Annotated in this window: 11 protein-coding genes; 7 read left to right on the top strand and 4 right to left on the bottom strand. The window is 59.9% G+C overall.

Annotation, left to right across the window (positions count from 1 at the left end):
- Window positions 1–264: 264 nt before the first annotated feature.
- The 6 genes from NW841_RS10815 (at window position 265) to NW841_RS10840 (ending at window position 3,935) form a co-directional block, all read left to right on the top strand.
- On the top strand, window positions 265–435 hold the full coding sequence (locus NW841_RS10815; protein ID WP_414333030.1) for a hypothetical protein: 171 nt from the start codon (window positions 265–267) through the stop codon (window positions 433–435).
- 2 nt (window positions 436–437) lie between these two features.
- Window positions 438–959 (top strand): GNAT family N-acetyltransferase, encoded by a 522-nt coding sequence (locus NW841_RS10820; RefSeq protein WP_414333028.1) that lies wholly within the window; start codon window positions 438–440, stop codon window positions 957–959.
- A gap of 78 nt (window positions 960–1,037) precedes the next feature.
- Window positions 1,038–1,328, top strand: coding sequence for a 4a-hydroxytetrahydrobiopterin dehydratase (locus NW841_RS10825; RefSeq protein WP_414333027.1), 291 nt, complete (start codon window positions 1,038–1,040; stop codon window positions 1,326–1,328).
- 284 nt (window positions 1,329–1,612) lie between these two features.
- Window positions 1,613–2,569 carry an NAD(P)H-binding protein gene (locus NW841_RS10830; RefSeq protein ID WP_414365993.1) on the top strand — a complete coding sequence of 319 codons (957 nt, stop codon included), beginning with the start codon at window positions 1,613–1,615 and terminating at the stop codon, window positions 2,567–2,569.
- Between the two features lie 110 nt (window positions 2,570–2,679).
- Window positions 2,680–3,666: an ABC transporter ATP-binding protein gene (locus NW841_RS10835; RefSeq protein WP_414386363.1), complete on the top strand. Its 987-nt coding sequence runs from the start codon at window positions 2,680–2,682 to the stop codon at window positions 3,664–3,666.
- A 101-nt stretch (window positions 3,667–3,767) separates the two neighbouring features.
- A complete protein-coding gene (locus NW841_RS10840) occupies window positions 3,768–3,935 on the top strand; it encodes a hypothetical protein (RefSeq protein ID WP_414365995.1) in 168 nt (55 codons plus the stop codon).
- A gap of 18 nt (window positions 3,936–3,953) precedes the next feature.
- On the opposite strand, the gene NW841_RS10845 is transcribed toward NW841_RS10840, so the two are convergent.
- The 3 genes from NW841_RS10845 to NW841_RS10855 all read right to left on the bottom strand — a co-directional run bounded on the left by NW841_RS10845 (window position 3,954) and on the right by NW841_RS10855 (window position 6,171).
- Window positions 3,954–5,096 carry a glycosyltransferase family 4 protein gene (locus NW841_RS10845; protein WP_414386365.1) on the bottom strand — a complete coding sequence of 381 codons (1,143 nt, stop codon included), beginning with the start codon at window positions 5,094–5,096 and terminating at the stop codon, window positions 3,954–3,956.
- Between the two features lie 81 nt (window positions 5,097–5,177).
- On the bottom strand, window positions 5,178–5,315 hold the full coding sequence (locus NW841_RS10850; protein WP_414365997.1) for a hypothetical protein: 138 nt from the start codon (window positions 5,313–5,315) through the stop codon (window positions 5,178–5,180).
- 124 nt (window positions 5,316–5,439) lie between these two features.
- Window positions 5,440–6,171, bottom strand: a complete 732-nt coding sequence (locus NW841_RS10855) for a M50 family metallopeptidase (protein WP_414386367.1) — start codon at window positions 6,169–6,171, stop codon at window positions 5,440–5,442.
- A 261-nt stretch (window positions 6,172–6,432) separates the two neighbouring features.
- On the opposite strand from NW841_RS10855, the gene NW841_RS10860 reads away from it, so the two are divergent.
- Window positions 6,433–7,065, top strand: coding sequence for a class I SAM-dependent methyltransferase (locus tag NW841_RS10860; protein ID WP_414386368.1), 633 nt, complete (start codon window positions 6,433–6,435; stop codon window positions 7,063–7,065).
- Window positions 7,066–7,070: 5 nt separating this feature from the next.
- Here the strand turns inward: NW841_RS10860 and NW841_RS10865 are convergent.
- Window positions 7,071–7,581 (bottom strand): thiazole synthase (locus NW841_RS10865; RefSeq protein WP_414386370.1); only part of this gene is annotated, 511 nt, incomplete at its 5' end.

A 7,581-nucleotide genomic window follows, 5' to 3' on the forward strand; every position in this document is an offset into this window, starting at 1 on the left:
GGGCAGAGGAAGAGACAAAAATCTCGCCGTAAAGCGGATGGGGAAACCCCACCCGCCTGCGCGGTGGGGTAGTTCATTGCACGACGGAGCTTACTTTGGAATCATAGGCTACAGTCTCTCACCTTGTTGACGCGCGGGATCCCGCCCGGTTAGTCGATAGGGGCTGAGATGAGGATAGGATGGGGAGAGGAGATTTCCGGAAGACCGACTAGGGATCCACCTCTGCACGCTATGCTCTAGAGACTGAAAGGATTGTGTAGGAACGTGAACATCCTGCGGCAATATATCTTTCCTGCTCTCATCCTGCTGGTGTTCCTATTTACTCTGGTGGTGGTGAGCATCCGCTCGTTTCTGCCGGAAGATATGGCCCAGCCGGCCCCGGTAGAGGAAGTAACATCGATGGGTCTTGCCGATCTTTCTTCCGCGAATGTTTGAGGATGGCTGAACTGGAGATCCCTCTGCCTGCCGGTTACCGTTGGCGCATTGGCTCTGCCTGGGATCGGCCCTGGGTGCGGCGGGGATTGCAGGCCACCTTGCAGGAGTCTTTCCCCGAGCAAAGCCAGTGGGATCACCTGGAAGCGACCCTGGATCGCCTCTTCGACCCCCCCCGTACTCCCTGCTGGTGGATCCTCAACGAAGCAACAGGGGAGCCGGTGGGCGGCGTGTGGGCCGGCATTTCTACTGACCAAGCCACTCATCGGCGGGTGGCCTACGTCTTTTTGCTCTGGGTGGATCCTGCCCATCGTCGGCGGGGGCTGGGCAGAGCTTTGCTGCAACAGGTAGAACGCTGGGGATCCCAGCAGCAGTTGTCGGCCATCACCTTGCAGGTTTACCGCCACAATCAAGCTGCCCTTAACTTCTATAGGCAGGCCCACTTTGCTGTGCAAGGCTACTGGCTATACAAACCCCTCGGCCCTGCTGCCGCCTCCCAGGAACTGGAAGACTACGAAGTTTTGTAAAGAAGCTGGGATCTGCCCGCAGCCGCTCTTTTGATGAAAACGTGATGGAAACGATGGCATCGACTGGAGGGAAGGCCCATGTCCAGACCTGTCAAACTCAGTGAAGCCGAGATCCAGGCCAAGCTAGAGAAGCTGCCCGGCTGGTCTTTGCAGGAGGGGAAGCTGCATCGCCAGTTTCAATTTCGCTCCTTTGTGGAAGCTTTCGGCTGGATGAGCAGTGTGGCTTTGGTGGCCGAGAGTATGGGGCATCACCCCGAGTGGACCAATGTCTACAACCGCGTGCGGGTGGATCTCACCACCCACGATGCCGGAGGCATTACGGAACTGGATTTCACCTTGGCACAACGCATGAACGAGCTGGCTGGGTGAACACTCTCTCGGCAGCAGACTGAGCTGGGGATCCCTGCAAAGCTCCTTGGGTCGGGGATCCCTGTTTTGTTCATGGCTTAGAGTTGGGCCGAGTTTTGACACTCCCACTGCCTAAAGGCGGGGGATCCTTACGCAGTTCAAAAACAAACTCGTAAAGGCGCTGTTATTGCCAATTACGGGCTTTTCCGCCCCGCACTCCAGTTCGGGGCTACCAAGCTATCCTTCTGTGTTGGAAGCTGCCTTTGTCTGATAGACTAAGCCTAAGGTTAAGAAATGATAATTTTATGAACGTGCTGGTTGTGGGGGCAACAGGAACGCTGGGCCGTCAGGTGGTGCGGCGGGCCATCGAAGAAGGGCATCAGGTGACTTGTCTGGTGCGAAACCCGGCCAAGGCTGCTTTCTTGAGTGAATGGGGCGCCCACCTCAAGGTGGGGAACCTACTGCAGCCCAGCACGCTCCGAGCGGCGATGGAAGGCGTCGAGGCGGTGATCGACTGTGCCACGGTGCGGGTAACCGACACCCTCAGCGCCCGCCAGGTGGATTGGGATGGCAAAGTTGCTCTGATCAATGCGGCACGGGCTGCCCAAGTGGGCCACTTCGTCTTTTTCTCCATCATGGGTGCTCAGCATGAGTACCCCAATGTGCCCCTGATGAATTTCAAGCACCACATCGAGAAGTACTTGATCGGATCCCAGATGCCCTACACCATCTTTCGTCCTGCGGGCTTCATGCAGGGATTGATCGGCCAGTACGCCATCCCCATTTTGGAAGAGCAAATTGTTTGGGTAGCCAGCGAGAGCATCCCCACGGCCTACGTCGACACCCTAGATGCAGCCCGGTTTGCCGTGCGAGCGCTCAGCGTCGAAGCCGCCAAGCGGCAGATCTTCCCTTTGGTGGGGCCCAAGGCCTGGACATCCCAAGAGGTCATCGCCCTGTGCGAGCAGCTCTCCGGCAAAAAAGCCAAGGTCAGCACCATGCCCTTGGGGCTGCTGCGAGGGGCGCGTAAGGTGGCCCAGTTCTTTCAGTGGAGCTGGAACATTGCCGACCGGCTGGCGTTTGTGGAGGTGATCGCCGCCAAGGAGCCGATGCATGCCGACATGACGCCTGTGTGCGAAGCCTTGGGCATTGAACTGGCTTCTCTGACCTCCCTTGAAGACTACCTGGCCGAGTATTTCCAAAAGATGTTGAAACGGATTCGCGAGCTGAAGGTTAAGCAACCCAAGGTCAAGACGCCTTTCTAGGTTGCTGCCAACCAGTGGCTGAGGCAAAAGAAGGGGGGAGAGCGTAAACTGGAGAGCAGGCTAGCATCCTGCTTAGTTCTTCTTAGTTTTTTCAACCCCAGCCTCCTCCTATGAGCGAGACGTTGGCCCCCTCTCTAGAAGCGACTGCCGTGCAGCCTGAGCCGGCCATTGCCGTCACTGGTCTGAGCAAAACCTATCGCACCGGCTTTTGGCTGAACAAGGTGGTCAGCCCTCTCAAGGATTTTTCGCTAACAGTGGCCCGTGGCGAAACCTTTGGGCTACTGGGGCCTAATGGAGCTGGCAAAACCACCACGATCAAGTGTCTGCTGGGCATTGTGGAGCCTACCAGCGGCAGGGGCACTTTGCTGGGCAAACCCCTGGGGGATCGCTCCATCAAGCAGCAGGTGGGCTATCTGCCGGAAAACCCTTACTTTTACGACTACCTAACTGCTTGGGAGTTTCTCCATTTTGCGGGCAAGGTCTTTCGCTTGTCCGATAGCCTCCTCAAGGAGCGGATCCCACAACTGCTGGAGCTGGTGGGGCTTTCTATAGATACGGCCCGCAAAAAGCCAATGCGCACCTACTCCAAGGGCATGCTGCAGCGCACTGGCCTAGCCCAGGCCCTCATCAACGACCCGGAGCTGGTGTTCCTGGACGAGCCGATGTCGGGGCTGGATCCCATAGGCCGCTACCAGATGCGCGAGATCATCTTGTCTCTCCGGCAACAGGGCAAGACTGTGTTCTTCAACAGCCACATCCTGGGGGATGTGGAGGTAATCTGCAACCGCATTGGCATTATTGTCGGCGGCAAGTTGGTGCAGCAGGGAACATTGGACGAGCTGCTGGGCCAGAGCAAAAGCTACCGCGTGCAAGGGCACGGCGGCGCCATCGACCAGTTCCGCGACCGCCTCGAGCACTTCTCGATCCAGGGATCCCATTGGTCGGGGGAATGGGGCGGATCCCTGCCGGAGCTGCTCACTCTTTTAAGCCAGGCGGGGGCAGTGGTGACCGACTTGCATTGGCAACGGCAGTCGCTAGAAGAGTTCTTTGTCGAGCAGGTGCGGGCCATTGAAGGGGAGCGCCCCCTCTCCGCCTAAGCGTGCTCCCCAGTTGCTCTACAGCGCAGACGCGACCTGGAGTTGCACCGCTGATCTGGCTGATCTGGAGGCCTAAGTAATGCACTTGCAGCAGGGTACGATTGGGATCCCTGGAGCGGGTGGGCCACCCGCAGTTTATTCTCTCCACAGGCTGCCTGCAGCTCCTTTTGCCAGGAGATCTGGATGCCCTGATGCAACAGCTCCAGCAGCAGGGCTCTGCTATAGTCGGGGATCCGCTGCGACTGGGCGATAAGCTGTTCCTTAGCTGAAGACTTTTGTTCTTATTCTCACGCGCTGCCTGCGCTCTTGCCGGATCCCGACTCGGCGATGACGGTGCGGTAGTACTCCTCCAACTGTTGTGTGGCCGCCGACCAACTCCAGCGCTCGGCCTCTTGGCGGGCCTGTTGCCGGAAGATCTGCAGCTGCCCGACACTCTCCAACAGTTGCCGGGTGGCCTGGACAAAGTCGCTGTCGGAATCGGGATCGAAGAGAAAGCCGTTGCGGCCGCTGTCCACCACATCGGTAATGCCGCCACAGCGGGGGGCGATTACCGGACAACCGGCAGCCATGGCCTCCAACAAGACCAAGCCCAGCGTCTCGGTGCGGGAGGGGAACACGAACAAATCCGCGGACGCAAAAGCTGCTGCCAGGTCCTGCCCCTGCAAGTAGCCCGTAAACACCACGTCGTGGCCGGCAAAATGTTGCTCCAGGGATCCCCGCTCCGGCCCGTCGCCCACGATAGCCAGGCGCGCCTGCGGGATCTGCTCCAGCAACACCCGGATCCGCCCCACCTCTTTTTCCGCCGAGAGCCGACCTACGTAGAGCAACAGCGGCCGCTCCGGCTGCCCTGCCGTAAGGCGGGCCCGCATCTCTGGGCTAGCAGCCTGCGGGTGAAACAGCTCCGTATCCACCCCCCGCTGCCACAGGTGAACCCGCTCGATGCCGTGGGCGCTCAGCTCCTGCATCATCGCCGTCGAGGTGCAGAGGTTGACCCGTGCCAAATTGTGCCCTAGCTTGAGGAGGTTCCACAAAACTCCCTCCAGAAAGCCCAGCCCGTAGTGCTTCAGATACTTCGGCAGATGGGTGTGGTAGGAGGCCACCAGCGGGATCCCCATCGCTTGGCTGTAGTAGAGGCCCCCCAACCCCAAAACCGCAGGGTTGACCACGTGGATCACATCCGGACGGAAACGGCTAAGCACCCTGCCGATGACTGGGCCGGGAGCAGCCAGCTTCAACTCCGGGTACAGGGGCAAGGGCAGGCCTGGGATCCCGTAGACCCGTGCCCGGGCAAACCGCCTGGGAGCCCCCTGCGGTGCGACGATAAGCACCGAGTTGCCGCGGGCCGTCAGATGGCGCACCGTATGGCAAAGCCGCGTAACGATGCCGTCCACCTTGGGCAGAAACGTCTCCGTAAACAGGGCTATGCGCATCAGGGATCCCAGGCCTCACGAAAAGACTCTAGGATGAGTGTTGCACAAAACGGCAATGTGATAACGCCTCGACGCACAACCTCACTGCAGTGGAACAAAATGGATTGGCTCAGGTTTGCTGAGAGTTGGTACTTTGCTCTCGCCGAGGGTATCTGCCGCCGTTTTGCTGATCAACAGCAGCGTAGCCGCCAGAGCCAGTCCAATAACGTCTCGCCACATAATCCGCTCCCACACTCCTCACTCCTCATGCCCCCTACTGTAGCGGCGGTTTTTTCGGCTGGGCAGTGATGGGCGACGGATTTTTAGGTGACAACAATCACTTCCAGAATTGCGGCTTTGCCCCCTAGTCGCGAAAGGCCAGTTGCAAGCTGGTGATCAGCAGAACCAAAGAAAACACCGCCATCACCCCTCCCCAGAACCAGTAGGGCAAAAACAGGTTTTGGGCAATCTGGCTGGAATCGGAGAGGATCAACCGCCCGTCGATGACAGCAGCGTCCATAAAGAGATAGTCGAGCTGGTGATAGGTGCTCACGCAGGCTTGCACCCCCAAAAATTGCAGGGCAAAGCTTTGTAACCAAGGAGCAGCCCAGCGAGCTACTGCCAGGATGCCCAAACCCATGGCCGGGAGGAACAAAAGGCCAAAAGGGGAACGCACCCAGAGCAGCGTCGAGAGCAACAACAGGGATCCCAAAAATACCAGCCCCAGCCGAGCTGTGCTGCGGCGGCGGGAGGTGAGGATGAACAGGGCCCCAGCTATGGGCGGCCCCATCGGCCCGGCAGCCGCCACCAAGGCCCGCCCCACCCGCCCCAAAAACAGCTCGCCACTGTGAATGGCCAGCCCCGAGCCGTCGGGATAGATCTCAAGACGATGAAACTCCCCCCCCAACAGCAGTGCCATCAGGCCATGGCCCATCTCGTGAAACCAGGTGGCCAACAAAGTAAAGGGGTAGAGGAGGTAATTGCCCCAGGGAAACCGCCAGAGCAAGACTGTCAGCCCCGCCGCAGCCACCAGCCAGATCACGCTGTGCTGGCCAGGCCTTGCGGAAGGGGAAGGAGGCAGCTCAAACTGAGTCATACCAGCAGGTGGGTGGAGAAAAGGCCCAAGATGCCTTGTCGGCCTAGACGATTGCCGGCAGAAAAAAGTTCCACATTAGGCAAAAATAGCCGGGCCAACTCCCCTCTCCCTCTGGGAGAAGGGTTGGGGGTGGTCGCGTGAGCGGCGCGGAGCGCTTGGGTGACCTCTGGGAGAGGGGTTGGGGGTGAGGACCAACAATAGCAAGGAGACAGGGGAGCCGTCTCACAGGTAGGCTGGAGAAGCCCCAAGGGATCCCTGCCTATGGCCACCTTCCTGCGCGACTGGAGTTACCGCTTTCCCTGGCTTTACCGCAGCATCAGCCGTGCGGCTGCCCTAGCAGTGGGGGGATATGAGCGACTGCGCCGGCTACCCCTCCAAGGGATCCCCATCCAACCCCAGGATTGGGTCCTGGATCTCTGCTGTGGCCCTGCCGAAGTGACTCCAATCCTGGCCGAGCTGAGCCAAAACGTTGTCGGCCTGGATGCTTCCCCCAAGGCCCTGGCGGCAGCTCGCCAACGCCTCCCCAAGGTGGAATTTGTGGAAGCCTTTGCCCAGGCTCTGCCCTTTCCTGCCAAGAGCTTTGATTGGGTGCACACCAGCTTGGCCCTGCACGAGCTGCCTTTTCCTGACCTGGAACAGGTGCTGCGGGAAGTGTGGCGGGTGCTCAAGCCGGGGGGAGGGCTTTTAATTCTCGATTTGCACACGCCTTGCCAGCCTCTCCTTTGGCCAGCTTTGGCCCTCTTTCTAGGCCTGTTTGAAACCGAGACCGCCTGGCACTTCCTCAAGCTGGACTTGCCCCAGTATCTGCAGCAACAGGGCTGGCAACCTGTCTGGCAGACCCTGCACGCTGGAGGAGCCCTGCAGGTGATCCAGGCCCAAAAGCCTGCCGCCTAAGCTGCTCACCCTTGGTGCCAGAAGGGGGTGCCGAGAACCGGTGTGCTGGGCTGAGCCGCTTCCTGGGGGGTCATCGCGCCGGCCAGGTAGGCTCGCCGGCCTGCGCGCACTGCTTCCGCAAAGGCCTCGGCCATCGCCACCGGATCCCGAGCCAGAGCCACTGCCGTATTGAGCAGCACCCCGTCAAAGCCCCACTCCATCACCTGGCAGGCGTGGGAAGGCAGGCCTAGACCGGCATCCACAATTAGCGGTGCCTCAATCCGCTCCCGCAGCAGGCGCAAGTTGTAGGGGTTGAGGGGGCCCTTGCCAGTACCGATGGGAGCCGCCCAGGGCATGACTACCTCACAGCCGGCATCCAACAGCCGCTGACACAGCACCAGGTCGTCGGTGCTATACGGCAAAACCTTAAACCCCCGCCGCACCAGCTCGGCGGCAGCAGCGGGCAGTTGCACCGGATCCGGCTGGAGGGTGTAGTCATCCCCTATCAGCTCCAGCTTAATCCAGTCGGTGCCAACC

The sequence above is a fragment of the Synechococcus sp. H60.3 genome (genome assembly GCF_047462295.1).
Lineage (GTDB): Bacteria > Cyanobacteriota > Cyanobacteriia > Thermostichales > Thermostichaceae > Thermostichus.

Bases quoted from the DNA above. Each gene is read 5' to 3' on its own strand.
- NW841_RS10845 (WP_414386365.1), bottom strand. From the start codon at position 5,096: ATGCGCATAGCCCTGTTTACGGAGACGTTTCTGCCCAAGGTGGACGGC.
- NW841_RS10825 (WP_414333027.1), top strand. From the start codon at position 1,038: ATGTCCAGACCTGTCAAACTCAGTGAAGCCGAGATCCAGGCCAAGCTA.
- NW841_RS10835 (WP_414386363.1), top strand. From the start codon at position 2,680: ATGAGCGAGACGTTGGCCCCCTCTCTAGAAGCGACTGCCGTGCAGCCT.
- NW841_RS10860 (WP_414386368.1), top strand. From the start codon at position 6,433: ATGGCCACCTTCCTGCGCGACTGGAGTTACCGCTTTCCCTGGCTTTAC.
- NW841_RS10850 (WP_414365997.1), bottom strand. From the start codon at position 5,315: ATGTGGCGAGACGTTATTGGACTGGCTCTGGCGGCTACGCTGCTGTTG.
- NW841_RS10820 (WP_414333028.1), top strand. From the start codon at position 438: ATGGCTGAACTGGAGATCCCTCTGCCTGCCGGTTACCGTTGGCGCATT.
- NW841_RS10855 (WP_414386367.1), bottom strand. From the start codon at position 6,171: ATGACTCAGTTTGAGCTGCCTCCTTCCCCTTCCGCAAGGCCTGGCCAG.
- NW841_RS10830 (WP_414365993.1), top strand. From the start codon at position 1,613: ATGAACGTGCTGGTTGTGGGGGCAACAGGAACGCTGGGCCGTCAGGTG.